At 67.8% G+C, this 25697-nt stretch carries 18 protein-coding genes and 1 pseudogene; 12 read left to right on the forward strand and 7 right to left on the reverse strand.

Going from position 1 to position 25697, the window contains the following annotated elements:
• Positions 1–18 precede the first annotated feature (18 nt).
• On the reverse strand, positions 19–606 hold the full coding sequence (locus tag ACGFWI_RS12930) for a hypothetical protein (RefSeq protein WP_393906012.1): 588 nt from the start codon (positions 604–606) through the stop codon (positions 19–21).
• A 374-nt stretch (positions 607–980) separates the two neighbouring features.
• Here ACGFWI_RS12930 and ACGFWI_RS12935 point away from each other — a divergent pair, with 374 nt between their 5' ends.
• The 7 genes from ACGFWI_RS12935 (at position 981) to ACGFWI_RS12965 (ending at position 11807) form a co-directional block, all read left to right on the forward strand.
• On the forward strand, positions 981–2513 hold the full coding sequence (locus ACGFWI_RS12935; RefSeq protein WP_393906013.1) for a hypothetical protein: 1533 nt from the start codon (positions 981–983) through the stop codon (positions 2511–2513).
• Between the two features lie 1124 nt (positions 2514–3637).
• Positions 3638–4582 (forward strand): hypothetical protein, encoded by a 945-nt coding sequence (locus ACGFWI_RS12940; RefSeq protein ID WP_393906014.1) that lies wholly within the window; start codon positions 3638–3640, stop codon positions 4580–4582.
• 72 nt (positions 4583–4654) lie between these two features.
• The gene (locus ACGFWI_RS12945) at positions 4655–6193 is read left to right on the forward strand and encodes an amino acid permease (protein ID WP_393906015.1); all 1539 of its coding nucleotides are present in this window, start codon (positions 4655–4657) and stop codon (positions 6191–6193) included.
• 585 nt (positions 6194–6778) lie between these two features.
• Positions 6779–8458, forward strand: coding sequence for a nucleic acid/nucleotide deaminase domain-containing protein (locus tag ACGFWI_RS12950; RefSeq protein WP_393906016.1), 1680 nt, complete (start codon positions 6779–6781; stop codon positions 8456–8458).
• 70 nt (positions 8459–8528) lie between these two features.
• Positions 8529–9158: an SUKH-4 family immunity protein gene (locus ACGFWI_RS12955; protein WP_393906017.1), complete on the forward strand. Its 630-nt coding sequence runs from the start codon at positions 8529–8531 to the stop codon at positions 9156–9158.
• 12 nt (positions 9159–9170) lie between these two features.
• Positions 9171–10010, forward strand: a complete 840-nt coding sequence (locus ACGFWI_RS12960; RefSeq protein ID WP_393906018.1) for a nucleic acid/nucleotide deaminase domain-containing protein — start codon at positions 9171–9173, stop codon at positions 10008–10010.
• A 36-nt stretch (positions 10011–10046) separates the two neighbouring features.
• The gene (locus ACGFWI_RS12965) at positions 10047–11807 is read left to right on the forward strand and encodes a hypothetical protein (RefSeq protein ID WP_393906019.1); all 1761 of its coding nucleotides are present in this window, start codon (positions 10047–10049) and stop codon (positions 11805–11807) included.
• 340 nt (positions 11808–12147) lie between these two features.
• Here ACGFWI_RS12965 and ACGFWI_RS12970 read toward each other — a convergent pair whose 3' ends face one another.
• Positions 12148–14193 (reverse strand): FAD-dependent oxidoreductase, encoded by a 2046-nt coding sequence (locus tag ACGFWI_RS12970; RefSeq protein ID WP_393906020.1) that lies wholly within the window; start codon positions 14191–14193, stop codon positions 12148–12150.
• 1055 nt (positions 14194–15248) lie between these two features.
• Here ACGFWI_RS12970 and ACGFWI_RS12975 point away from each other — a divergent pair.
• Together ACGFWI_RS12975 and ACGFWI_RS12980 are read left to right on the forward strand one after the other, a co-directional pair.
• Positions 15249–15995 carry a class I SAM-dependent methyltransferase gene (locus ACGFWI_RS12975; RefSeq protein ID WP_393906021.1) on the forward strand — a complete coding sequence of 249 codons (747 nt, stop codon included), beginning with the start codon at positions 15249–15251 and terminating at the stop codon, positions 15993–15995.
• Positions 15992–16522, forward strand: a complete 531-nt coding sequence (locus ACGFWI_RS12980) for a DedA family protein (RefSeq protein WP_393906022.1) — start codon at positions 15992–15994, stop codon at positions 16520–16522. Before ACGFWI_RS12975 ends, ACGFWI_RS12980 begins: the two co-directional genes overlap by 4 nt.
• A gap of 645 nt (positions 16523–17167) precedes the next feature.
• Here the strand turns inward: ACGFWI_RS12980 and ACGFWI_RS12985 are convergent.
• Complete coding sequence (locus ACGFWI_RS12985; RefSeq protein ID WP_393906023.1) at positions 17168–17590, reverse strand: hypothetical protein; 423 nt, start codon at positions 17588–17590, stop codon at positions 17168–17170.
• Between the two features lie 180 nt (positions 17591–17770).
• Positions 17771–18124: a hypothetical protein gene (locus ACGFWI_RS12990; protein WP_393906024.1), complete on the reverse strand. Its 354-nt coding sequence runs from the start codon at positions 18122–18124 to the stop codon at positions 17771–17773.
• Here ACGFWI_RS12990 and ACGFWI_RS12995 point away from each other — a divergent pair.
• A pseudogene (locus ACGFWI_RS12995) lies at positions 18104–18319 on the forward strand (hypothetical protein); the annotation flags it as partial. The gene ACGFWI_RS12990 and the pseudogene ACGFWI_RS12995 overlap by 21 nt on opposite strands.
• Positions 18320–18505: 186 nt before the next feature.
• On the opposite strand, the gene ACGFWI_RS13000 reads toward ACGFWI_RS12995, so the two are convergent.
• On the reverse strand, positions 18506–19909 hold the full coding sequence (locus ACGFWI_RS13000; protein ID WP_393906025.1) for a peptidase C39 family protein: 1404 nt from the start codon (positions 19907–19909) through the stop codon (positions 18506–18508).
• Positions 19910–20113: 204 nt separating this feature from the next.
• On the opposite strand from ACGFWI_RS13000, the gene ACGFWI_RS13005 reads away from it, so the two are divergent.
• Positions 20114–20698, forward strand: coding sequence for a uridine kinase (locus ACGFWI_RS13005; RefSeq protein ID WP_393906026.1), 585 nt, complete (start codon positions 20114–20116; stop codon positions 20696–20698).
• 476 nt (positions 20699–21174) lie between these two features.
• Positions 21175–23070 (forward strand): AAA family ATPase, encoded by a 1896-nt coding sequence (locus ACGFWI_RS13010; RefSeq protein ID WP_393906027.1) that lies wholly within the window; start codon positions 21175–21177, stop codon positions 23068–23070.
• 76 nt (positions 23071–23146) lie between these two features.
• Here the strand turns inward: ACGFWI_RS13010 and ACGFWI_RS13015 are convergent, their stop codons facing one another.
• Both ACGFWI_RS13015 and ACGFWI_RS13020 read right to left on the reverse strand, forming a co-directional pair.
• Positions 23147–24274 (reverse strand): hemolysin family protein, encoded by a 1128-nt coding sequence (locus tag ACGFWI_RS13015; RefSeq protein ID WP_393906028.1) that lies wholly within the window; start codon positions 24272–24274, stop codon positions 23147–23149.
• A complete protein-coding gene (locus tag ACGFWI_RS13020) occupies positions 24271–25644 on the reverse strand; it encodes a hemolysin family protein (RefSeq protein WP_393906029.1) in 1374 nt (457 codons plus the stop codon). Before ACGFWI_RS13020 ends, ACGFWI_RS13015 begins: the two co-directional genes overlap by 4 nt.
• Positions 25645–25697: the final 53 nt, after the last annotated feature.

Here is a 25697-nt window from a genome sequence, read left to right on the forward strand (position 1 = left end):
GCTTCGGACTCAGGCCGGTCAGAAGTTGCCGTTGGCGAGGATCTCGCCCTTGGCGTCATAGATGGTGACGAGGCCGTTCTTGGAATCCTTCCAGTCGGCGAAGGCGGAGGCGATCAGCTTGCCTTCGCTCTGGTGGGGGCCCAGCAGACCGCCGGTGAAGTCGGTGTAGATGTCGACCGAGTCGAGGATGTCGTTCTGCTCTTCGGCGCCTTGGACTTTGGTGACGTGCCCGATGGCGGCCTTCTCGTTGGCACTTCCGCTTTTCGCGACGAAGGCCTTGAACCGGTCGGCCGGTGACTTGGGTGCAGCCGCCTTGGGCTTCACTTTCGGCTTGTCCTCAGCCGGTTTGGCGTCGCCCTTCGCCCTCTCCTTCACCGGGGCGGCGGCGGCTTTGCTGGGCTTGTCGGGCTTGTCGGCCTGGCTTGTGGTGTCACTGCCGCTCATTGCGGCAGCGATGACGCCGATGAGGACGAGCGCACCGAAGGCGCCGCCGCATCCGATGCCGACCTTTGCGCCGGCGCCCAACTTCTTCGGCGGCGGTGCGTACATACCGGATGGCGTCGGCGGCTGCTGGCCGGGCTGGGCCGGGAACTGCTGATACGTCATGATCCCCCCAAGGTGTCCAGGGCAGGGAGAGTATCGAGTGGTTGAACATCAAAGTAGATGAAGTGAAGAACCTGTGATGATGTCGTGACCGAAGTGCGTTGGCCGAGCCTCCGGAGCGCATGGCCAGGACTTGGCGGCGCGACCGTATCCGGCTGAGAACCGCCTTCGCTCCGCCCGGCGGCAGAACGCAAGTTGCGCCGCTCCCCCACCGCTTGGGCCGAAGCCGCTGCCGGCCGGCCCGGCCTGCTCGCCGGTGCGTACGAGGGCCCGGGTGCGGACCTCAACTACGGCTGCGAGCTGGGGAGTTCAGTGCCTCATCAGCTCACCGACCGAACGAAACGGCCGCTGTCAGTGGGCGCCCCTACAGTGACCGTATGGCCCCTGAGACACAGCCGCAGAACTCCCCGCAGCAGCTGCTCGAGACGTGGATCGGCGATCTGCCGTATCACTTGCTGCGCCTGGAGAAGGTGCTCCTTCCCGAGGGTTTCCCCTTCGACTACTCCACCGAGTCGCTGGACGCTCTGGAGGCGCGTCTGCTGGAGCACCACGACTCCGATCAAGATCCGGAGAAGCGGGTGGAGTTCGTGGAGAGTGCGATGGCCTATCTCGGCGAGGTCCTGCTCGGCACCGCGGGCGGTGCCTGGAGCTGGAACACTCGGCCGGTCGACGACCGCCCGGGACAGCCGGTCGTCTGGCCGGACCCGGAACTGGAACTCTCGCCCGTCGCGCCGATGCTGCTGATCTCGTACGCCCTCCGAGTCCGCACCGGGACCGCGTTCGCCGAGGAGATCGGGCGGCTGCGCGAGGCCGTGACGTCGCGGCAGGAGGCGGTGCCGGGGTGGGAGCCGGTCAAAGAACACTCGCCGCGCGTGGACCCCACGGCACCGCTGCCGGAGGATCCGGTGCTGACCGCGTGGCTGGCCGAGCGGGAGAAGGCACTCTCCGCCTGGGCCGAGGACGCGTTCGAGGGAGCGTGGAGGTGGAATTTCCACCCCGGCACGCTGGACTGGCTGGAAGCCGTGGTGCGGCGGCGGTTCGCCACGGTGGAGGCCTTCGACGCCTCGCGGGACGAGCCGTTCGTGCAGGGCGCCTGCTGGTACATGGGCGAGGTGATCCGGCGGAACAAGGGAGCGGTGTGGCAGTACCTCCCCTTCGATGCGGACGCCGACCCCGGGGCCCCGGGGTCGCGGGAGAGCGCATGGACCGAGGTGCCGTTCGTGGATCAGCCGGACAAGCGGGTCGGGGGCGCGGCGATACCGCTGGGGTGCCTGCGTGAGCTGCTCCTCGAAGAAGAAGTGGACGGGGAGCCGAACGTGCGGGAGGAGAGGCTGGAGGACGTGCTGTTCTGGTTCAGGCCGTCCTCGTACGCACACGTGGGCGCGCTCCTGCAGCGAATGGGCATGGTGCCCCGGGAGAAGGCCGACAGCGTCCTCGCGGAGTACGCCGAGTTCGCGCACGGTGATCTGCCACCCCACGAAGTGCCCGACGCGCTCGAAGCGTTCGGTGTGGCGATCTCGGCGCACGGGGACGACGTCGACGATCTGGAGGAGAGCTACCGGGGCATCCTGGAGCGGGCCGCGGCACTCACCGACGGCGCGGTCACCATCACCGACGTCCGGCTACGTGAGAACGAGGAGGACGAGGAGGACCACGCGATCCTGGAGTTCGCCCGCAACGGCGTCCTGGTGACCCAAGAGACCGAGCACCAGTCGGACGACTACCTCGACCACCTGGCGATCATGGAATTCATCGGTCACGTCGACCCCGACCCCGGCGGCGACACCCGCCGGTTCCACCTGGTCGATTTCGTGCGCCTCGCGAACAGCAACTACGACAGCTACTTCGTTTTCGCCACGCCCGAAGAGGCGACCGTGCTGAGCAAGGCACTCGGCCTGAAACTGCGGTGAACGAACCGAGCGGATCAGTGATCGCCCCAACGCGAGGTGCGGCCGGCCCCCGGACCCGTCATGACGCACGGGCGCGGCACGGCGGCCTCCATCCCGCGAGGGGCGCTCGATCGCAACCGGATACGGGCGACCGGATACGGGCGACCGGAGCACACCAACAACCTCACTCGTGGTGAAGTTGTGTTCGATCGAATCGTTCGACGATTGCCTTCACGGTGAATTCATAGGTTGGTGAATTCACAGGTTGTTGCCTTTCGGGATTGCCCTGTCGTGGCGCTCCCGGCGACACCGATGTCAATAGCCCCGACCGGTCCAGCCGTCGCTCGCCCCGCACCCGCAGAAGCCGCGCGCGTCCCGCGCCGCCACGGACCGGCCGATGATGCATTCGGGCGGGTCCCCCTACTCTCATGCCCTTTGAGAGGTACTACGGTTTTAGACTTCTAGGCTGGATATCCACCGTTCCCCGCGCACGCACCGGCCCGTTACCGCGGACACGGCACCGGCTGCGTCATCCGCCGGCGCGGCGGCGCCCACCGAAGCCAACTCGCCCTGCGGCAGGACCGGATGGGCGCCCAGGAGGGCGCGGGAAGCCCCGGCACGCCTTCCGGGAGGCCGAATCGCAGGAGTTTTATCACCGAAGGCATGTGCGCCACCGCGCATCAGTGAATAGTCTTCTTTCTCACGTCGGCACTTCATGAACGAAGTTGACAGTCCGCTTGCGCAGCATATGTATCCCCACGTACAGGAGAATCCGGTGATTGCCCCTCCAGGCCGAATCGGACTCTCGCCTGCGCACGAGACAACGCCACAGCACGGACCGGATGCGGGGGTCACGGGCACCGTCCCCGGTCCCCGCCGGAGTCCCGGCAGGCGTCTCACCAGCGGCCCGGGGACCGGTGTCACACCGTCCCGCCCGACGTCATTGCCGTCCCGCCCGTCAAGGACGCCGGGCACCCGAGGCCTGTCGGCCCCCTGGCCGATCACTCAGCACGACGCGCTCCCCCTACGTCGGCATCCGCCGCGGCGGGCGCCCACCCGGAGGCCTGAAAAGTGCCTGTTGACACCCCCCTTGCGCACGGTGAGGAACTGCTCCCCTCGCCCGAGAGAACTTTGACGGGACGGACGTGAGACGCCAACCGGCATTCGACCGGCATCCGGCGCGGGACGACTCCCGGCTGCGCTCGGTGGTGGAGGACGCCGCGATGGGCAGATGGGAAGGCGCACGCGAGCTGCTGGCCGCGACCGGTGCCGACTGGGACCGCCGTATCTTCCGTCTCCAGGTGCTCGCCCGCGCCGGGGCACGGCTCACGTTCGCCGACACCTGGGCACAGGCCGAACCGCGTTCGCCGCATGCCCTGGCCCTCCTCGCCACCGTCCAGGCCCTGCGCTCGATGGCCGCCGGCTCACGGGGACAGGGCAGCGGTCCGGAGATGGAAGAGGCGTGGGAGACCTGCCATGCCGCCGGTGACGCCCTGCCGGACGATCCGACGCCGTACGTCGTCATGCTCGCCCTGCTGCGCTACCACTCCCCCAACCGCGACCGGCAGTGGCGGGAGACGTTTCAGGGGGTGTGGCGGGAGGTCGAGGAACGCGACCCGTGGAACAGGGAGGCGCACCACGAGATCCTCACCTATATGTTCCCCGACTGGCACGGCGTGGCGGGCGAGATGTTCCACTGGGCGCAGGAACGGTGTGCCCATGTCCCCCGCGGGATGCCGTTGCACACCTTGCCGCTGGTCGCGCTCGCGGAGACGCACCGTATGCGGATGAAGAAGGAAGGCCACCGGTACGGCCTGACGGTCCATCCGTGGACGGACAACCCGTCGACCCAGCAGGCGTGGGTGAACTGGTGGACGTACCGGGCCCCTTCCCGGCCGCACGCCGCCTTCCATGACGACGCCAACTACCTGGCCCACGCGATGTCCTTCGCGAATCAGCACCGGGCGGCGGCCGAGGTGTTCGACGCCATCGGCCCGTACGCCACGGATGTGCCGTGGAGCTACTGCGGAGACGCCCAACAGCTCTTCACCCGTCATCGGAAGTGGGCGGTCAAGGGGTCCGGACCGTAGCACCGCCCCGAGACCGAGCGGACCGACGTCGTTCCGCAATCCGCCGCGCCACCCAAAGGAGAGGGCCCAGCCATGCCATTGGACATACCAAGCGTCACGCAGACGGAGGAGGAACGCCTCGCCGAACTCGGCATCGCCCAGACGTTGGACCGCTCGATGTCCGGGCGGCAGAACTTCGCCGTCTCGTTCACGATCATCAGCATCCTGTCCGGCTGCCTGACGATGTACGGGTTCGGCATGAACACCGGCGGGCCGGCCGTGATCATGTGGGGCTGGGTTCTCGTCGGTCTGATGACCCTGTTCGTCGGCCTGGCCATGGCGGAGGTCTGCTCCTCCTACCCGACCTCCGCCGGCCTCTACTTCTGGGCGCACAAGCTCGCCCCGCAGAAGTCCGCCCCGGCCTGGGCCTGGTTCACCGGCTGGTTCAACACGCTCGGACAGGTGGCCGTCACCGCGGGCATCGACTTCGGCGCCGCGTCGTTCCTCAACGCCTACCTGAACCTCCAGTTCAGCTACGCCGCCACCCCCGTCCACACGATCACGCTCTTCGGCGCGATCCTCCTGCTGCACGCCGTCGTGAACACCTTTCGGGTGCGCGTCGTCGGCTTCTTCAACACCATCTCGGTGTGGTGGCATCTGATCGGCGTCGTGGTGATCGTCGGTGCCCTGCTGGTGATCCCCGACAAGCACCAGTCCCCCGGTTTCGTCTTCACCGAGTTCGTCAACAACACCGGCTGGGGCTCCGCGGTCTACGTCGCGCTCATCGGTCTCCTGATGGCGCAGTACACCTTCACCGGCTATGACGCGTCCGCCCATATGACGGAGGAGACGAAGAACGCCTCGGTCGAGGGGCCGAAGGGGATCGTCCGCTCGATCATCGTGTCCTGGGCCGCCGGGTTCGTGCTGCTCTTCGGCCTGACCTTCGCCATCCAGTCGTACACCGGCGCCCTGGAGTCGGGCACCGGGGTCCCGCCGGCGCAGATCTTCATGGATGCGCTCGGCGCGAGCACCGGCAAGCTGATGCTGCTCATCATCATCGGCGCCCAGCTGTTCTGCGGTATGGCTTCGGTGACCGCCAACTCCCGCATGATCTACGCCTTCTCCCGCGACGGGGCGCTGCCCTTCTCCTCCGTCTGGCACAAGCTCCACCCGGGGACCCGCACACCGACCAACGCCGTGTGGCTCGCCGCCGGCGGGGCGTTCGTCCTCGGTCTGCCGTACCTGTTCAACACGACCGCGTACGCCGCCGTCACGTCCATCGCGACGATCGGCCTCTACATCGCGTACGTCGTGCCCACCCTGCTGCGTCTGCGCCAGGGGGAGAGCTTCCGGCGCGGTCCCTGGCACCTGGGGCGCTGGTCCAAGCCCGTGGGCCTGATCGCGGTCAGCTGGGTCGTGATCATCACCGTGCTGTTCATGCTGCCCCAGCTGAGCCCGGTGACCCTCGAGACGTTCAACTACGCACCCATCACCGTGGGTGTGGTGCTGGTCTTCGCCGGCACCTGGTGGCTCGTCTCCGCCCGCAAGTGGTTCCTCAACCCGCAGCACCCGCGGAACAACCCGTCGCCGACGCCGGTGCCGGGGCCGACGGCTTCCACCTCGCGCCAGTGACCTGAGTCAGGGATTCGCCGGCAGCGGGCGGCGACCCTGTCCAGGATCAGGTGGACCCGGAGGTCGCCGGGACTGGATCGGCGACCTCATGAACGACCGCTGAGCACACACCGGCTCGGGGAACGCGACGCATGGCGTTCCCCGAGCCGGGTGCCGCGGGATCGGCTGAGCGAAAATGCCTGGGTGCCCACCTGGCACTGCATGGCGTGCCAGGTGGACCGGTACGGCCACCTCACCCTCGACGGCACCGAGCCGCCGCCGTCAGGTCATCGACGTCGTACGCCTTGTCTGCATGGAGACGTCCAGGCTTGGAATCGGTCGCTCAGCACCGAGGAACGCCTTGTCCGCGGCGCGCCGGCCGACGCGCACGCGAGTCCACGGCAGGGAGTCGGCCTAGTGCACGCGTGAACACCCCAGCGCAGCCCGAAGGACGACGATTCCGGGTTGCAGGTCGGGAGGCGGTAGCGGCGGGTGAGGCTGCTCGTCACTGGCCTCTCGGCGGCCCAAATGCCTCTTGAGGAACCGACCCCGAGAGGACAACGTCTACCCTGACGTGCGATTTTGACTGAGGGGGGCTTGTTTCGCGTGGGTATTGTGCTGCCGGGCTGGGCGGATGAGATTCTCGATATCATCGGCGTTTCTTGGCCAAATGTGGATGAAGACGACTACCGCGACATGGCCGATGCTCTTCGTGCGTTTGCTGACGACATTGACGGCGGTGCCAACGAAGCGCATCAGGCCATCCAGAGTCTTGTCGGCTCTGCGGGCGGCTCGTTGGGGGTGCAGGCGCTCAATGCGCATTGGGGCAAAATCAACGGCAAGCACCTGAAGGGTCTTGCCGAGTGCGGGCGACTGGCCGGGACAGCCATGGACGGTGTCGCGGTGCTCATCGAGGGCGCCAAAATCGCCGCTATCGCTCAACTTGCCATCCTCGCCGCGGAGGTGATCGCTGCCCAGGCCGCGGCGCCCTTCACGTTCGGCTTGTCCGAGCTGGGGGCAGTGGCCGGGACTCAGGTCACCCGTCTTGCCGTGAAAAGGATCATCAAAGAGGTCTGTGAGCAGGTCGTCGAGCACGTGGTCAGTATCGCCTTGAGTCCGATTGAGGAAGCTCTCGGTGCGATGGTCGGCGACCTGGTTGTTCAGCTTGGCTCCAATGCCCTCGGTCTGCAGAAGGGGGTAGACCTCGGCCACGCGGCTCAGGCAGGCAAGGACGCCGGGAAGTCCGCGGCTGATGGCATGCAGTTGCTGAGCGCCGACGGCGATGGAGGCGGCGGCGGAGGCGGTGGGGGCAGCGGCGCCGGAAGCGGTGGCTTCACCTTCGACCCCGATGCCCATGACGGCGCCGTCACTGGCCTGCAGAGCGCCGGCGGCACCTTTCGCAACAAGGCAGGCGGCAAGATCGGACGGGCCAAGAGCCATCACGGACGCACCCGCGGCAAGGACGCTATCGCCAACGCTGCCGCCCCGATGATCGACAAGGTCATCGATGGGTTGGAGACCGGCGTCAAGAGGACGGCCAAGCATCTCGACGACGACATGTCCCGCGGCGTCAAGCAGATGAAGAAGAACCACCACGAGAACGATGCCGGAATCGCGACCGAGCTTCAGGGTATCCACAAAAAATCTTCCGGCGGCCCTGCACCGACGTACTTCGCTGATGACAAGGGGAAGGTCACGCGCCTGACGGACCAAGGGCATCGGGACCTGACCGATGAGGACCGCAACCGGCTTTCCCCCCTCGGGCTTCAGGGCGACAGCGTTCCGAAAAGACAGGCGTCGAAGTACCCACTGCCCGATAAGGCAGACCGAAAGAAGAAGCCCTCACAGCAGGTTGGCTTCGGGAGTACCGATCTGTCGCGTGCCACGCGGGCGGCACGCGACGCCGAAAGCGATTACGGAAGGAAAAACAAGGACAAATTCACGAGTCGGAACTATGCCGCGGCCCGGTATGGCGAGCGGGGCGCTGACGACGAATTCGTTCTTGTCGGACGCAGTAAGTGGCCGGGAGCTCATTCAGAGCGTCAGGTCGGAATTCCTTTCCTCGACGCCGGGACGACGCATGGGATGAGAGAGCTCTACACAGAACGCGAGCCGTGCACTTCAGGGAAGGGCTCGGTGGACTGTAGTGCCTGGATGTCGAAGCATCTTCCTGACGGAGTGCAGGTTTCGCATAGCGTCGAATACGGCGGAACCGAGGATTCCAAGAAACGCGGCAATGACCAGATGGAGCAATACCTCAACGGCCTCAAGCCAAAAAAGAAGTGACGATTGACGCCAAAATGCCGCTCCCGATAGGATGGCGAGCATTAATGACGAACGCGCGACAGGACAATGTATGCCACAGCTCATCAACCGCACGATGATGGAGTCGGTATTCCCTTCGGAAGAGCTCGTGACACTGCAGGAAGCCAACCTGCCGGACGAGTTGGATGAGAAAGCCCGGTCGATTCTGACCGGTGCTGGACTCCCGGACGACCGGAGCTCTTTCTTCTTCGTCGACGGGCGACTCACCGACGAGGAACCGGTCGGCAGTTTCGCCCGCTGCGCGGAACTGCCCTACTTCTCCCAGTACCAGGACATGCCGGAGGGCTGGGAAAACTGGTTGGTGATCGGAGGGATCTACGAGGACGGCGTGGTCTTGGACCCCGTCTCCGGAATGGTGTACTCCCTGCCGGACGGCGAATACCGGGCTCGTCCGCTGAACCAGAGCCTCGACTCGTTCGTCTACTTCCTCTACCTGCTGCAGTCAGAGCGTCCCAACTTCGACTTCTCGGTGTCGGATGAGATCACCGACTCGGAAGGCGTGGCGGTATCCCTCAGGGAGCGGATGATCCGCGTCGACCCGCTTCCTTTCGAAGGCGTGGAACCCGCATGGTCGGAGAATTTCGACTGGGATGCCGAGGACGCCCCTCCCCTGCCCGCATGGGACCATGTGCTCTGGGACGTTCACGAGTCGGTTGGTTAGGCGGATTCACCCATGACATATCCCGAAGACGCCCTTCGGCACTTCAGGCCCGATTCCGACAGTGACGCCGGCAGCGCACGTCCGAGCGTTCAGCGGCTTGCACAGATCTCTGTTCCCCTCCAGGTGGGACCGTACTTCGCCACGGCCCACGACGAGCCCGTGCAGTTGCACGAGTACGCCGACTCCGTCGGGCGCAGGGTGATGGACGAGAGCTGCCTGACGTGGGCACGGCTCGGGTCGGACCTCGGGTTCGAGATCTGCGCCGACCACGACGGGGCCGTGCACGCTGTGCTGCTGGGCCTGGACGAGGCGGTACGTCCGGTCAATTCGACTCCGGAGGCTTTCGCACAGTCACTTGGAGCACTGGACCAGGCTCTGGGCGCGATCCTCACCGCGGACAGCCCGCACACCGCAAAGACCGCGTTCGAGCAGTTGGAGCAGCGGCTGTGGGCGATCGACCCGGGCGCCTTCGCCGAGCGGGAATCCTGGTGGCCTCTCGTCCTCGACGACATCAGGGATACGGCGAGCACCGAGTGGTTCACGGCCTTCGAGGTCGTCAACGCGCAAGGTGAGAAGCAGATCCTCACGGGGTCCGGCGGAATCGGGATCCACCCGGAGGAAAAGCTGTGGCAGCAGCTTCGGCTGGCCGGTGTTCAGCCCGAGCAGGTGCTTCGGATCCACACGGACTTGGAGGCGTGCTTCATGCCCGGCCACTACTGCTCGTTGTGGCTTGGCGAGGTGTTCCCCGAAGCGCAGCTCACGCACAACTTCCCGTACGGAGAGACCGCTGCCTCACGGGCCGAGGGCATCCAGCAGCTGCGTGAGGCGGCTGCTGAACAGCCGTCGCAGTAGTGCCACTGACAGGAGTAGAGGGGTAGAGGGGGAACTGTGGCCACCGTCATTCCAGAACCGGACATCGCCGCCTGGCCGCACGTCGAGGGGGTGTCCGGCAGGCAGCAGCTGTTCGACTGGGCCGTCGATGTGAACGGAGACCGGCCGCGGTTGTGCCTGGCGCGTGGCGAGCAAGGCAGCGGCAAGAGCCGTCTGCTGGCGTGGTTTCTGGCGGGAGCAGCCACGGCCGGCCACCCCCGTACGACGGTCCACGCCACTGTCCCCGCCGAAGGGCTGACCGCGGATACCTTCGCCTGGGATCTCGGCCGCCAGCTGGGCTACGGGCCACTTCCCCTGGACCGCCTGCTGAACCAGGTCGCCACCGACCAGCGGCCGACGCTGCTTCTCGTTCCCGATCTGCACCGGGCTGGACGCGGGGCGGCCGACCTGGCTCAGGCCAATCCGGCGACGCTCGTCACTGCGGTGCTCGGGCCTCTCCTCGCGCTTCCTCACGTCCGGGCCGTGATCGAGGTCGGGGACTCGGGGCTGCTCGCTGATCAGTCTGCCGAGGTCATCGAGGTGCACCCCGACGGCGCTCACGAGCCGGCCGGCGCAGCGACCACCTCTTTTGTAGATCTCATCGCGGCCGTACCGCACACCGCCGCCGGCCGACCTGACTGGGCGCAGGCACCGGACGACATCCGCCGGCACGTGCTCGACCAGGCGCTGCATGAGGCCGGAGGTCGGCCGACTGCCGAGGTCCAGCGTCTGCTGGCCGACCCGGGCTTCCTCGTCTACGGGTCAGCTCGCGCCATCACCGCCGCGATGGACGACGAACGCCTCACGCTGCCCGGCGGCGCGCGCCACATCTGGCGCCGGGCAGCGCCGCAGCTCACCGCGACCGAGCACAGTCACATCGAGCGGGCTGCTCTCCTGCACGCTGCTGCCCTCGGTGACAATGACCGGCTCGCCGCATACCTCCAGCCCCTTGCCGAACAGCATCACTGGAGGGCCACCTGGGCACGGCACAACACACCGGTCGCCGCACATTGCCGGCTCTCAGGAGACGAAGACCAGCTACTGGTCTCCGACCCGCTGGGCCGACTGCGCCTTCACGACCTCAAAACAGGGCAGCGCACGGGGATGCCGTCGTCGTTGCCGGTTCGCCCCGCGGGCATCGTGGGGACCGGTCTTGACGCACTACTGGTTCTCGACGATGACGGAGTCCCCCACGCTGTCACGTCCGAGGAGGAAGGGGCAGCCGCCACGTTGCTCGGGCACATCGCCGCCCACCACACCCAGGCGCTCCTGTCCGCGGACGGCGTGCGGCCCACTACTCTCGGCTCCTGTTCCCGGTCGCCCCTGATATCAGTCGGGGACACCAGCGGAGCCGTTCATCTCTGGTCCCTGACTGCCTACTCGCCCACACCCCGGAGCTACCGCCTTCACACAGTTCCGGTCACAGCGGTCACCTGTCTGCAACTCGACGACGGCCCCACCCTGGTGTTCAGTGCCGCCTTCGACGGGTCCATCCGAATGTGTGAGACGAGCCAGGAACCGATGGAAGCCCCAGTCGACCAACGGCCCGCAATTGCCACAGCTTTGGCCGCAGCCGATACCCCCGCCGGCCCGGTGCTCGCCGCCGCGTGGAACGACGGCGAAGCTCACATCTGGCATCTGAGGAGCGGGACAGTCAGGACCGTGCCGCTGCTCTACCGCTGTCATGCGCTATCCCTCACATCGAGTGGACATCTCACCGTCAGCGGCCCTGACGGCTACCACACCATCCGTCTCAGCCTGGATCAGCTTTGGCCCTGAGCTTGTTCTTCAAGGCGTTGGGGATGGATCGTGGGGCGCCGGCCTGGCCGGCGAGCAGAGGTAGCAGACCCCTCCGGAACCGCTGACGACCTTGCCGTCGGCGTTCTTTCGCTTGGTCCGCAGCCAGATGTTCTCGGAACTGGGATGCGGGGCGACAGCAGATGTCGGGCACGGCGGCAAACGAGCCCAAGCCGGGCCGTGCCGAGCTCGTGCTGACTTCCGCTGCGCCCCGTCCGGTCCGTGGGGGGGGTGCCGTGCTCGACTGGGGCGCTGAGCAGACGGGGCCCGGTTCGGTGTTCTGGCGAGTGGGGCGCCGGACCGGGGCGCCCCATCCCCCCTGTCAGCCCGTGTGGACCCTCAACGCCGTCCGGACGGCGGATTCGAGGGCGCCTTCGATCCAGGCGGGCTTGATGGACGTGTGGTCCCCCGCGAAATGCAGCGGCCCTTCGGACACGGGGACGTCGGGGAACAGTTCCGTGTGCTGGCCGGGGAAGAGCACAGAAGCCTCACCGTAGGCGTAGTGGTCGCGCATCCACGACTGGGTCTTGCACTTGTTGGTGAAGAAGACTTCGCACCGGCGGCCGAAGACGGCCTGCACTCCAGCGAGCGCGCGCAGATACCGCTCCTCGTCGGCGAAGGCGTCCCATTTGAGGGCGTCGTCGGACCAGCTGTAGGAGGCGAGCATGATGCCTCCGTCGCTGCCCTCCAGAGGGTGCGCGTGCTCGAAGTACATGAAGCGGTTGGCGTTGTCGCTCACGGTACCGCCGCCACGGACATGAGCGGCATCCGGTTCGCCGCCCATGACGGGCCGGAAGACGGCGAAGCACTTCTTGAGTTCGTCGGGGATCGTCACCCCCAGGTCCTTCACGGACTTGTGCGCGCCGAGGTACATGCCGTGCTTGACCCCGCCCGCCTTGTACTTTTCGTAGAGCTTGTCCTCGATGGAGTTCAGCGCCTCCTTCCACTGCGCCTCGGTGAACTCCCACCAACGGTGGGAGAACTCCAGCAGCACCTTGGTCGCGGCGTCGTAGTGCAGTTCCGTGATGGCCCGGCGCTTGCCGTAGGCGAGCGGAGGGTCGAAGGTCACGTGGCGCAGTCCGGAGAAGGGGACGGTGATGATCGCCTCATCACCCTCGAAGACCTCCGTGACGCCTCCCTCGCCGGTCTGGCAGTCCTCGGAAACGGTGTGCACCCTGACCTTGCCGCCGTTGCGTTCGATGCGTAAGGCGCGCCTGTCGAGCCGTACCTTCCCCTTCACCGGCGCGTACAGCGCGTCTGCGAGCAGTGCGGTGCCGCCCTTGATCTCCCAGAACTTGGTCTTGGGGTCGATCAGCGCGGCGGACAGGAAGCTGTGCGTGAAGGAGAGGTGCAGTCGGGAGGTCAGGTTCTGGATGGTGCCGATGAGGTCGATGGTCCTGGTGTCGAGCCTGGCGACTTCCGTGAGATACCGGTACATGGACCAGTGGCCGTACTTCTTGAGAGTCTTGACCCATCCGTTGACGAGAGCCGTCCCCTCCTTGCCCCGGATGAGCCGGTGTGCGGGTTCGAGGGCGTGCGCGAGGATGGCAGCGGCGGTCTTCGTGCGGTTGGGGCCCGTGACACCGAAGGTGTCGTTGATCTTTTGGGGGTTCTTCTCGTAGTCGGCACGGCGCATGTGGATGCCATTGACGTGGATCCAGGTGCGGTTGGCCTGCTTCGTCGGGTTGTCGACCTCCACGTCCACCAGGTAAAACTCCTGGAGCGCGAGGTCGAGCTTCTTGATCAGTGCCATGAGGAGCGGGTGGCTGCCGGGCAGCCGCATGGCCCCGGCTTCGGCGTACTGTCTGGGGTCGGCGAAGGGCTGCTCCCCGTTCTCGTGGCCGCCCTTGCGGAACGTCTTGATTCGGCCGCCGACGCGGTTGCCGTTGGCCTCGATCACGACGACATCGTGGCCTGACCGGTTGAGCAGATTGGCGGCGAGCAGACCGGCCGGTCCGGCCCCGACGATCAGGACCCGTTTCGTTGCCTTCGCCCGGCTGGCGGGCAAGCCATTCTCGATGGCCTTCAGGTAGGCCGGGACGAGGGATTTGTCGTGCTCGTCGTAGACGGTGATGGCGCGGGCGACCGTGGTGTACGCCTTGGGATCGACGCCGGGCAGCACCGCGGCCGGCGCTGCCGAGGGTGCGGTGGCAGGGCTCAGCGCGGTCGCGGGCTCGACGGAGGCGGCGGTGAGCCCGGCAGCGAGCGCCGAGGCACCGGTCGCCGTGACCACGGAGCGCCGTGAGGGCAGCGCGCCGTGCGACCGAGGCGAGGGGTGCGAGGCCCGTGAAGCATCCGACGCGAGTTGCTCCTCGCTCGATGCGACGGTGTTCCTCGTGCTCGGATTGCTCACGTCTGGAGTGCTCATGTCTTGTGTACTCATCGGGCATCACACTTGGCATACGAGCGACGCAGAGCCAGTGCATTCACACGGACGAGGACCGTAAACCACTCGAACCGCTACATGACGCGGCTCCCCTGTCAACAACCGTCACCGCGCGATGGCGACGATCTCGACCGCGGCGCTCATTGCCCGCAGGCGTCGGACCGACTGGAGCAGGGACATGTGGGCGAAGGGGGGCGAACAGGGAGTCCACCGTGATGTCCTGGCCCACCTTGAGGAGGATGGCGAAGACCACCCGCACCGTGCCGAAGTCGTCAAGCAGTCGGTGGCTCGACGTGTGGGCGGCCACCTGCGCCAGGAACTGCCCACCCACACAAGCCGTACCAGGCCCCCATGTTCTGATCCGGACGCTCGGGCCTCCGAACTGCCGTATGGCGGCTTCTAGTTGGGCGACCTTCCCTGGTGTCAGTGCGATTACTTCCCGTCCGTCGAGCGTGAGACCGAACGGTTGAAGCCTTGGCTACCAGCGGACCTCTGACGCTCGCGCGTGCCACTGCCCCGTGGAGACCTTCGACACGACACGCTCGATCTTCCTCCGGCAGGAGGAGATCCCTCGCATCCGTCCGCAGGCGCCACTTTGCCCTCTGTAGGCTGCGGCGGCAACGGGGTGCAACACCACTGACGTAGCAACCACAGCGACATCGCAAGCCGTCGCCTCTATCCCCGCCCCAGCGGGCGCACGATCGGCCCGTCCTGCACTGCGCCCATCAGGATATGGGCAAGCAACTCGGCGTCCAGGTCGGGGCGTTCTTGGGCGAGCAGCCCGCTGATGTGGCCATGCTCGCTCTCCGCGCCCGCTGCGCATCAGTCAACGGCACATCCGGACCAACGACCACCTGTTCCCAACGAAGCCGCCTAGGTCCCAGGGTGGGGGGCCGTCCGTCCAGAGAATGACGGCCCGGGCCAGTGGTGGCACTTCAGGACGGTCCGGCTTTGCGCCCCTGTGGGGGAGGACGGAGCTGACCTGTGCATTCGAGGATGGGGACGTCGAATCCTCCGACCCTTTTCCAGGAGTCCCCATGTCCTACACGGCAGCCGATCCGGATTCCCCGACTCACAGCCGCGGCCGGGCTCAGCGTGCGACCGAAGGATGGGCCTTCTTGGTTGAATCGATACGGAACCATCGCACGGTCGGTTCCATCGCGCCCAGCGGCAAGTCACTGGCCAACCTGCTGGCTGACCCGTTGCTGGAACGAGCGCCGCGGATTTCGAACGTCCTGGAAGTAGGAGCGGGTACCGGCTCGGTCACACGAGTCCTGCTCCCCCGGATACCTCGGGGGAGCCGACTGGACATCGTCGAAGCTAACGCCCATTTTGCCGCACACCTGCGTCGCCTGGTTCGCGGCTGCCCGAACCTGCCTGAAAAGCAGGAGCAAGTGCGCGTCCATAACGCATATGTCGAACAACTCACCACTGGCCACCGCTATGACGTGATCGTCTCTGGCCTGCCGTTCGCCAACTTCTCCCCCCGGCAGGTTGAGGAAATCATGGGTCGCTACTTTGATCTGCTCCGCCCCGGAGGCATTCTCACCTACTTTTCCTATTGCGGCAGTCGCTGGGTCCGCACCTTCCTGACGTCACGCCCAGAAGCCCACCGTCAACGCGAAGTCAAAGATCTGTTGACGCAATATCACAACCGTTACGCGATCGGCTGTTGGACCGTGTGGGGAAATCTGCCACCCGCGAAGGTGTGGTACCTGCGCCGGCCAATCGATGCTGTCGATGCCTCCGGCGCGTTGACCGTCCAGCCGGACCTATCGCGATGAACACCCTCCCCGGTCTGTTCAACGAGATTCCCCCTGCCATCGCCTACACGGTGCTGGCCACAGCAATCATTGCAGAAGCCATTTTGGTGGTGGGTGCCCTCGTCCCCACTCTCGCTCTTATGCTCACCGCGGGAGCCTTGGCCCGTACTGGCAGCATGAATCTGCTGTGGGTCATCGCAGTCGCCGCCGGCGCTGTGATGATCGGGGACGCTCTTGGCCATCGAACCGGTCGCCTGCTTGGCAAACGCCTACGCACCGGGAAGCTCGGCCGCCGAATTCCTGCCTCAGCGTGGCAGCGCGTTGAATCCCTCATGAACAAGCGCGCCGGCCAAACCCTCCTGATCTTCCGTTTTGTGCCTGTCATGCGGACCCTTGCCCCGCACCTGGCCGGCATCGTTGGCCTGCCTTACCGTCATATCGCCCCGTACAGTGCCCTGGCCTCGGTCACGTGGGCGAGCTTGGAAGGCGGCGCGGGCTACACAGCAGCCATCTCCATCCAGCACATCTACGCGATCGGAAGCCCGTAGCCGGTCAGAATCGCCTTGTTGGTTCCCGGACGCCGGCCTGGGCGAACTCCGGTGCCAGAGAAGGCGAGCCGCAGTATCCCGCGTGGGCAGCAGATGCGCACGGGCCGCTTGTCGATCTTCCCGTCGCCGGGGGTGGCGCCCGACCGGTCTGCACGAACCACGTGGCGAGCTCGCTGCTTCGCCTGGGCAGTTTCGTTGGATCAGCCGGTCGTTGGTCCGGTGTGCCGCTGAGCGAAAACGCCAACTTTCAGGGGCGAGGAACGCTGCTCGGTCAGGGACCTGTCCGAGCCTGGCCGGCCGTGACCGATGGCGCGCCCTCGTCACCACTCGGCGGACACAGCTTCGCGCTACCCCCTGAGCCAACTTCGGGAGGCTGGGCTGCGAGAGAGTGGCAGGGGCTGCACTCATGCGACTGCGGCATGCATATGGCGTCGTGTGGGCGTCACGGAAGCCGACGCCGGCGATCAGCGTTTGCCGTGAGCTGCGCGAGGCCCGCGCTCAGGGTGAGCTCCTGCAACCGCTCGGCCACCGAGGACGAGGAGGCCGTCCTCATCCTCCGCGACCGCGCAGAAGTGCACACGACCATCTACGGCAGCCGCTGCGACTACGTTGCGGTGAGAGCTGAGGAGCTTGGTTCGACGCCGCTCAGCTCTTCGCACGCCCCGTCAGGTGGTGCGCCACGTTGTCGAGAGACAGGAGCCCCCCGACAGCCACCATGGCGACGAGCAACGGGACCGGCAGGTGCGTGCTAGGCGTGTACTTGATGTAACTGAGGTTGTAGCCGGCTCCGAACAGCCAGGCCAGGCTGCCGCCGATGACGAGCGCGTAGTTGTCCTTCTCTTGCATGATCCGCATGCCTATCCACAAAATCAGAGGCATCACGATCACGAGCCCCAGAGCGAAGGTTGCCAGGAGTAAATCGGCATCCGCCCAGGCACTGCTCGGGTTTGCGCGCTTCTTGGCCCTCGCGGCGGCATATCCGACGCTGAGGATGACGTGGCAGACAAGGATGGCGAACGCAGTGACTGCCGCTCCCTTGAGGGGCCGTGCAGCTCGGGAACTGGTCATAGGACACATACTTTCGAGAGAGGTGGTAGGGGTCCTGAGTATTTGTACTCAGGACCCCTACCACCTCAGAGCGGTCAGAGGAGGAGCGGGAAGGCGGCCATCTTGCCGTTTCGGGCGGGTCGGGACGGCTGTCCGTTCGTCATGCTCCCGTGGTTCCCAACCTTTCTATGACGAGGGCAGCTAGCGCTTGAGGGTGCTCTCGAGGGAGTCTGCGTAGAGGCGTGCGCCTGCGGGCTTCGGATGGAACGACTGCATCGAGGGTGCTGGTGCGTCGTTGTCCGCTTGCGACCGCCCTGTCATCACGATGCCGTGTACGGACTCGGGGTCGCCGCAGATCGCCTTGCCGGCGAATGCTGCGCGTGGATCGGAGAAGACCGACTTCGCACCGTACTTGCTGTTGGCGTCGTCGGCCGCGCCCTTCATCTCGGTGGCGAGGGTGTCGGCAACGGTGTTGATCCACTGCCCCTCGCTTTGTTCGATGGCTGGGATGCATGAGCCGTTGTCCGCGGCCGCGTGAACCTCAGCGCACTCCACCGCCGGCTCCTGGCCGACGTCCTCGCCATCGGCAGCCCCTACCCCCTGGTCATCACCGGCGGCTACGCCGTCCAGGCCCACGGACTGGTCAACCGCCTCAGCCAGGACCTCGACGTCGCCACCGAGAACCCCGCCCCCATGGCCGACATCGTCCGCACCCTCCAGCAGGGCCTGTCCGAACGAGGCTGGCACGTCACGGGCACGCGGATCCATCGATCACACTCCGGATCTACGCCCACATGATGCCCGAGGCTGACGGCCGCGACAGGGCGGCGATGGACGCCTGGTTCGAGGCCGACTCTGAGCCATTCTCCCCAGCTCCCCGAAGTCGCGTAAAAATAGGGCCCCGATCGATAGGCGATCGGGGCCCTTCGCGTGCCGTCAGCGCACGCCCACCGAGGCGAGTGCACGCCTCTGAACTGCGGACATGCGTGCCGGGAAGTAGAGGTAGCAGACCCCTCCGGAACCGCTGACGACCTTGCCGTCGGCGTTCTTTCGCTTCGTCCGCAGCCAGATGTTCTCGAACTGGCGGCGCTTGTAGACGCGCCGGACCGCGGCGTTGTCGGGCGAGGCCGGGTCATTGGCGATGATGTCGCCGGTCTTGGTGAAGCCGACGATGGTCATCAGGTGGCCGGCGGTGCCGTAGCCCGCGCCGTCGAGTTCGGTCTTCAGGAAGGACTGGGACGTGATGACCGGGATGCCTGCGTGGACGAGGCGTTCGGCGTCCGTGAGGGAGGACAGGCGGGTGACGACGCTCTGCAGGTCCTGGTAGGTGGCGGCATAGGCGGCGTTGAAAGGCCAGTTGCCGCAGCCGTCGTACTGGTAGTCGAAGGTGTAGCGGGCGGCGTGGCAGACCTGGGGGTCGGCGTAGTCGGGGTTGACCCAGGACAGCTGCTGCTGGGAGGGCTTGCGGCCCCAGTATTCGACGATCATCTGGGAGGAGGTGGGGCTGCACCAGGCCTCGCCCCCGTTGTCGTACTCCGGGTACTGACCCTTGTGGATCTCCTGCGAGTAGCGCGGGACGACCAGCTCACGGCCGACCGTTCCGGGCACGGATGCCGGCACCTCGAAGCGGTCGGGGATGTCCGAGCCCATGGCGCCCAGCCGCCAGACGGTGGGGGTGAGGGTGCCACCGGGCTTGCGGTAGAGGGTGGCGCGGAGCTCGTAGGAGGTCAGGCGGAGGCCGCTCGCCGGGGTGTCGATGGCGAAGGTGTCGGTCGAGATGCTGCTCTTGCCGTCCTTCTGGTCGTCGACGGAGGTACGCCGGATGTCGGCGTCGCTGTCGCCGGCGGTCCAGCGGCCCATGACGTACCAGGGGGTGCGGCCGCCGTCGCTGTAGGTGCCGCGCAGTTCGACGGCGATCCACGTGCCGGACGGGGTGTGCGCGTTCCAGGAGGCGACCACTTCGGTGGCCGGGGCCTTGAGGTGGTGGACCGGAGACGTCCAGGTGGCGTACTCCCAGGTGGCGGTTCTGCCGGTGTGCGGATCCTGGTAGTCGAAGGTGCCGGCCGGGTGCGCCAGGCGGATGCCGGGCCGGGCGCCGTGCGCGAGGGCGGTGCCCTTGGCGTGGCCCTTGGTCCAGTCGGCTGTGGTGGTCCAGGCGTGATAGTCCACGAGGCTCTTCGATCGGCGCGCGGGAGCGTCCGGGGTGGTGACGGTGGCCGGGGCCGCGGTACCGGCGGGTCTGCGGGTGGCGTCGGCGGCCTGCGCCGAGGGGGTGGCGACACCCGCCGCGGCGGCAAGAGCGGCGGCCAGGACGGTGCGCCGGGGCGCGGAGCTGGTCATGGTGGAGGTCCCCCAGTCGGATGCGTACGAGCGGGTGCGAAAGGTCGGGCCGGGGCCGCGGGTGGGCACGGGCGGATCAGCAGTGGCTCAACTATTCCCGTTCCGGGCCTGCTTCGGAAGGCGCTACGACGCGCGTCGCCGCACGAATATTGGTGTGGACCACTGGCATGAAGAGGGCATGGTCCCCGCGCGTACGCTGGCGCAATGGACCGTGATCTGGCTTCGCTCGCCGCTCGGCTGCGCGCCGTGCCGCCGTCCTGCGGGCCGGTGCGGCTGATCGCGGTGGACGGGCACGCGGGGTCGGGCAAGAGCACGTTCGCCGGGCGGCTGGCCGATGCGCTGGGTGGTGCGCCGGTGGTGCACACCGACGATCTCGCCACCCATGAGGAGCTGTTCGCCTGGAGCGAGCGGTTCGGTGCCCAGGTCCTGGAGCCGCTGTCCCGGGGGGAGACGGCGCGGTACGGCGTCTATGACTGGGTACGCGGCGGGTTCACCGAGGAGCGTGAGCTGGCGCCCGCGCCGCTGGTACTGGTCGAAGGTGTGGGGACGGGCCGGCGGGCGCTGCGCCCGTATCTGGCGAGCCTGCTGTGGATGGAACTGGCGAGCGAGCACTCCTGGGAAAGGGGACGACTCCGGGACGGACCGGGGCTCTCCGCATTCTGGAGTGGCTGGATTCCAGCGGAGCGCGCGCACTTCGCAGCGGATCCTTCGCGTCCGTATGCCGACTTCCTGGTGCACCAGAAGCAGGTGGGGTACGAGGTGCTCATGGGACCTTCCGCGACGCTCTGAGCGGCCCCACATCTCACGCTCTGTAGCGAACCCCGGCCGACGGCCCGAGCGGCGCCGACAGGGTCCCGCCGAGTGCCCCAACTCGGCTTGACCTGGGGGGCGTACAGGACTTACGTTCTTAATGTGCGGTTCTATGGACCGCCCGCAGACGCGAAGCCCCCGGTTGTTCCCCCGTGATCGGGGGCTTCGTTCTGTGCAAAACCCTCTCTTATCGCCGCTCGGCGCCGCCTCTCCCTCACCCTGGGTCACCGCATTCTTCGCGCCGCCGCGCCGCGTCCCGTCGCCCGCTCTTGCCCCGTACCGCCCTCTACGACCTGCACCGATCCCGCAGGTACGATGCCAGTCCGTGCCACCGCAAGCCGGGACCGATGTGCGCGCGGACAAGGTCAACTCCCGCCCGCCGTACGCCGGTTCGGGAGGCCGCGGCCCGGCACTCGCCCGGCGGCACTCGGGGGGACGTTTTGTGGGGGGACGGGATGGATGTCGGCACTCAGGGTTCGCCCGCCCCGGCCGAGCTCGCGTGGCTGCGCGCGGTCGACGCCTACACCGTGGGCGCCTATCCGCAGGCGGAGGAGGAGTTCCGGGCGGCGGTACGCCTCGACCCGTCGATGGCCGACGCCTGGCTCGGCCTGCACGCACTGCGCGCCGACACGTCCATCGCGCTGCTGCGGATGCACCGGCACCGCGACCGCTTCGGTGAGATGCGCGCCCGCCACCGACGCACCCTCAACTCCTGGTACTGGCTGGGCTGGTGGGTGCAGCCGGTGCTGGAGACCGGCCGCGATCTGCTGCTCGCCCACGCCTCCCACTGGCTCGACGGCCGCCATGTCGCCGAGCTGGACCAGGCACTGGCCGGCTGCCCGCCGGTCGACACCGACCCCCAGGTGCGCTTTCTGCACGCCTGCCGCGCCTATCTCGTCAAGGACTGGGACCAGCTCGTACGGCACACCGAACCGCTGCTCGGCGATCCGGTGCTGGGCATCGAGGCGGGGCTGTTCGGCGGGATGGCGCGGGTGCGGCTGGAGATGTTCGGGCAGGCCGAGCCGCTGCTGTCGGCCGCATTGATGCGCTGCCGCAGCGAGCAGCCGCAGCGCAAGGAGCTGCGCTACTGGCTCGCCCGCGCCCATGAGGGCACCGGCCGCAGCGCCGCGGCACTCCCCCTCTACCGCGCGGTGCACCGCGTCGACCCGGCGTTCATGGACACCGCGGCGCGGCTCGCCGCCATCGCGGAGGGGGACGGCCTGGACGAGGGCGTCGATCTCGCGACGGTCTCCGCATCCGGCCTCGGTCAGGAGGCCGGCGGCGATCTGGCCCCGCTCGATCCGCTCGACGGCCGTGACCTGCTGGTGACCGGCGAGGCGGACGGGCCGGAGGGGGAGTTGGGCGGTGTGCCGGCCGGGAGCGATGCCGCGGCCCGGGTCAAGGCGACGGCGCCGATGCCGCGCGGCGCCGAGCGGCTGCCCGCCGTGCCCGCCGATCCGGTGCTGCTGGAGAAAGCCCTGGCGGAACTGGAGCGGATGGTCGGCATGGAGCCGGTCAAACGTCAGGTGCGCGCGCTGTCGGCCCAGCTGCGGATGGCTCGGCTGCGCGCGAGCCAGGGGCTGCCGGTGCAGCCGCCGAAACGACACTTCGTCTTCTCCGGTCCCTCCGGCACCGGCAAGACGACCGTGGCCCGGATACTGGGGCGGGTCTTCTACGCTCTGGGACTCCTGGGCGGCGACCATCTCGTGGAGGCCCAACGGTCCGACCTGGTCGGCGAGTTCCTCGGCCAGACCGCCGTCAAGGCCAATGAGCTGATCGACTCGGCGCTGGGCGGGGTGCTGTTCGTCGACGAGGCGTACAGCCTGTCCAACTCCGGCTACAGCAAGGGCGACGCCTACGGCGACGAAGCGCTGCAGGTGCTGCTCAAGCGCGCCGAGGACAACCGCGACCGGCTCGTGGTCATCCTGGCGGGCTACCCGGAGGGCATGGACCGGCTGCTGGCCGCCAACCCCGGCCTGTCCTCCCGCTTCACCAGCCGCGTCGACTTCCCCAGCTACCGGCCGCTGGAGCTCACCGCGATCGGCGAGGTGCTGGCCGCCGAGAACGGCGACCGCTGGGACGAGGAGTCCCGCGACGAGCTGTGCAGCATCAGCGGCCATGTCGTCGACCAGGGCTGGATCGACGAACTGGGCAACGGCCGCTTTCTGCGCACCCTCTACGAGAAGAGCTGCGCCTACCGCGATCTGCGGCTCTCCACCTGGCACGGCACCCCCACCCGCGACGATCTCGCCACCCTCCGGCTGCCCGACCTGATGCAGGCCTACGGCGAGGTCCTCTCGGGCCGCGGCCCGGACATCCAGGGACCGCCGCCGAAGGGGCTGGATCTCTAGACACCGGGACCGCGCCTCCGGCCCGGCCCATCCGCCGTGGAGGCGGACAGACCGGCTCGGACGCGCTCCGGCCGGCTCAGCGGGCCATGGCACGGTCCTCGGCCGGCAGCGCTGCCTCCTCGCGGGGTTCGCTGACCCGGTCGCCCGCCCTCCGGTGGACGCGGGCGGCGGGGGCCCGGCGGTGGGCCGGGTCGCGGACCTCGCCGACCAGCGTCTCCAGGACGTCCTCCAGCGCGACCAGGCCGAGCACCCGGCCGGTCGCATCGGCGACCGCCGCCAGATGGGAGGCGGCCCGGCGCATCGCCGTGAGGGCGTCGTCCAGGGGCAGCTCGGCGCGGAGCGTCGTCATGGGGTGCCAGATGCGCTGAGGCACCGCGCGGTCGCGTTCCTCCAGGTCGAGAACGTCCTTGACGTGCAGATAGCCCATGTACGCGCCGCCGGGCGCACACACCGGGAAGCGGGAGTAGCCGGTCCGTACGGTCAGCTCCTCCACCTGGCGGGGCGTCACGGTCGGTTCGACGGTGACCAGGCCCGCCCGGTCGAGGAGGACGTCCGTGACGGGCCGGCTGCCCAGTTCCAGCACATCGGAGAGCTGTTCCTGCTCGGCGGGTTCGAGCAGGCCGGCCTGGCCCGAGTCCTCGACGAGATGGGTCAGCTGTTCACTGGTGAAGACCGCCTCGACCTCGTCCTTCGGCTCCACCCCGAAGATCCGCAGCACCCCGCGGGCGCAGGCACCGAGCAGCGCGGTGACCGGGCGGCACAGCCGTGCGAAGGCGACGAGACCCGGGCTGAACCACAGGGCGGTCTTCTCGGGTGCCGCCATGGCCAGGTTCTTGGGGACCATCTCGCCGATGACGAGGTGGAGGAAGACCACCAGCGCCAGGGCGAGGACATAGCCGAGCGGGTGGACGAGCGCCTCGGGGAGTCGGACGGCCTCGAAGACCGGCTCCAGGAGGTGGGCGACGGTCGGCTCGGCGACCGCGCCGAGCGTCAGGGAGCAGACGGTGATGCCGAACTGGGCGGCCGCCATCATCTGCGGGAGGTTCTCCAGGCCGTGCAGCACCTGCCGGGCCCGTGTGGAGCCTTCGGTCGCCAGGGGTTCGATCTGGCTGCGGCGTACGGAGACCAGGGCGAACTCGGCGCCGACGAAGAATCCGTTGGCGAGTACGAGCAGAACCGCGAAGAGCAGCTGGGCCAGTGTCATCGGGCCACCTCCGCGCCCACCACGACGGGCTCACGGGGTGCCTCAGCGGCGGCGGGCACCGTGACGGTGGCGGTCCGTACGATCCTTATCCGCTCGGCGCGGTGGTGCGACACCAGCCGCACCCGCAGCCGCCAGCCGTCGAGTTCCGCGATATCGCCGGGGGCCGGGATCCGGCCGAGTATGTGTGCCACCAGTCCTGCCACCGTCTCGTACGGTCCTTCCGGGGCTTCCAGACCGATCCGCCGCAGGGTGTCCACCCGGCAGCCGCCGTCGGCGTCCCAAGCGGGGCGGCCCTCCTCGGGCGGGGCCTGGCCCAGTTCGGGCAGATCCACCCCGTCGTGCTCGTCGCGGACCTCGCCGACGAGCTCCTCGATGATGTCCTCCAGGGTGACCACACCGGCCGTGCCGCCGTACTCGTCGACGACCACCGCTATCGGCTGTTCGCTGCGCAGCCGCTCCAGCAGCGCCTGCACCGGCAGGGTCTCGGGCACCAGCAGCGGCGGCACCGCGATCCGTCCCGCCGGGATGCGCAGCCGGTCGTGCGCCGGGACGGCCAGCGCGTCCTTGAGGTGCACCATGCCGACGACCTCGTCGAGACGGGTGTGGTAGACGGGGAAGCGGGAGAGTCCGGTGGCACGGGTCAGGTTCACCACGTCCTCAGCGGTCGCGGACGCCTGCAGGGCGCTCACCCGTACCCGCGGCGTCATGACGTTCTCTGCGGTCAGATCGCCCAGCGAGAGGGTGCGGACGAACAGGTCCGCGGTGTCCTGCTCCAGGGCGCCCGCGAGGGCGGAGTGCCGGGCGAGCGAGACCAGTTCGCCGGGCGTGCGGGCGGAGGCCAGCTCATCGGTCGGCTCCACCCCCAGGCTGCGCACCAGACGGTTGGCGACGGTGTTCAGCAGGGTGATCACCGGGCGGAAGAAGCGGGAGAAGGCCCGCTGGGGGCCCGCCACGACACGGGCGACGGGCAGTGGCTTGGAGACCGCCCAGTTCTTCGGCACCAGCTCACCGACGACCATCTGGACCGCGGAGGCCAGCAGCATGCCGATCACGACGGCGGTGCCGGACACCGCTCCCGTGGGCAGGCCGGTGGCGGCCAGCGGTCCGGACAGCAGCTCGGCCAGCGCGGGTTCGGCGAGCATACCGACCACCAAGGAGGTGATCGTGATGCCCAGTTGGGTGCCGGACAGCTGGAAGGAGAGTTCCCGCAGGGCGGAGACGACGGTGTGGGCGCGGCGGTCGCCGTCGGCCGCGGCCCGTTCGGCGTCCGCCTTCTCGACGGTGACGAGTCCGAACTCGGCAGCGACGAAGAAACCGTTGGCCAGGATCAGGACGAGAGCTGCGGCGAGCAGCAACAAGGGGCCGGTCATGCCGCCGCCTCCGTGGTATGCGGGGGTTGGGGAGGGGCGGCGCAGGTACTACA

This window comes from Streptomyces sp. NPDC048434, assembly GCF_043200375.1.
Lineage (GTDB): Bacteria > Actinomycetota > Actinomycetes > Streptomycetales > Streptomycetaceae > Streptomyces.

What these genes read in the sequence shown, in the direction of transcription:
- ACGFWI_RS12930 (WP_393906012.1), bottom strand. Translation starts at nt 606, where the DNA reads ATGACGTATCAGCAGTTCCCGGCCCAGCCCGGCCAGCAGCCGCCGACG.
- ACGFWI_RS13020 (WP_393906029.1), bottom strand. Translation starts at nt 25,644, where the DNA reads ATGACCGGCCCCTTGTTGCTGCTCGCCGCAGCTCTCGTCCTGATCCTG.
- ACGFWI_RS12945 (WP_393906015.1), top strand. Translation starts at nt 4,655, where the DNA reads ATGCCATTGGACATACCAAGCGTCACGCAGACGGAGGAGGAACGCCTC.
- ACGFWI_RS12985 (WP_393906023.1), bottom strand. Translation starts at nt 17,590, where the DNA reads ATGACCAGTTCCCGAGCTGCACGGCCCCTCAAGGGAGCGGCAGTCACT.
- ACGFWI_RS12935 (WP_393906013.1), top strand. Translation starts at nt 981, where the DNA reads ATGGCCCCTGAGACACAGCCGCAGAACTCCCCGCAGCAGCTGCTCGAG.
- ACGFWI_RS12955 (WP_393906017.1), top strand. Translation starts at nt 8,529, where the DNA reads ATGCCACAGCTCATCAACCGCACGATGATGGAGTCGGTATTCCCTTCG.
- ACGFWI_RS12970 (WP_393906020.1), bottom strand. Translation starts at nt 14,193, where the DNA reads ATGAGCACTCCAGACGTGAGCAATCCGAGCACGAGGAACACCGTCGCA.
- ACGFWI_RS12960 (WP_393906018.1), top strand. Translation starts at nt 9,171, where the DNA reads ATGACATATCCCGAAGACGCCCTTCGGCACTTCAGGCCCGATTCCGAC.
- ACGFWI_RS13010 (WP_393906027.1), top strand. Translation starts at nt 21,175, where the DNA reads ATGGATGTCGGCACTCAGGGTTCGCCCGCCCCGGCCGAGCTCGCGTGG.
- ACGFWI_RS13015 (WP_393906028.1), bottom strand. Translation starts at nt 24,274, where the DNA reads ATGACACTGGCCCAGCTGCTCTTCGCGGTTCTGCTCGTACTCGCCAAC.
- ACGFWI_RS12975 (WP_393906021.1), top strand. Translation starts at nt 15,249, where the DNA reads ATGTCCTACACGGCAGCCGATCCGGATTCCCCGACTCACAGCCGCGGC.
- ACGFWI_RS13000 (WP_393906025.1), bottom strand. Translation starts at nt 19,909, where the DNA reads ATGACCAGCTCCGCGCCCCGGCGCACCGTCCTGGCCGCCGCTCTTGCC.
- ACGFWI_RS12980 (WP_393906022.1), top strand. Translation starts at nt 15,992, where the DNA reads ATGAACACCCTCCCCGGTCTGTTCAACGAGATTCCCCCTGCCATCGCC.
- ACGFWI_RS13005 (WP_393906026.1), top strand. Translation starts at nt 20,114, where the DNA reads ATGGACCGTGATCTGGCTTCGCTCGCCGCTCGGCTGCGCGCCGTGCCG.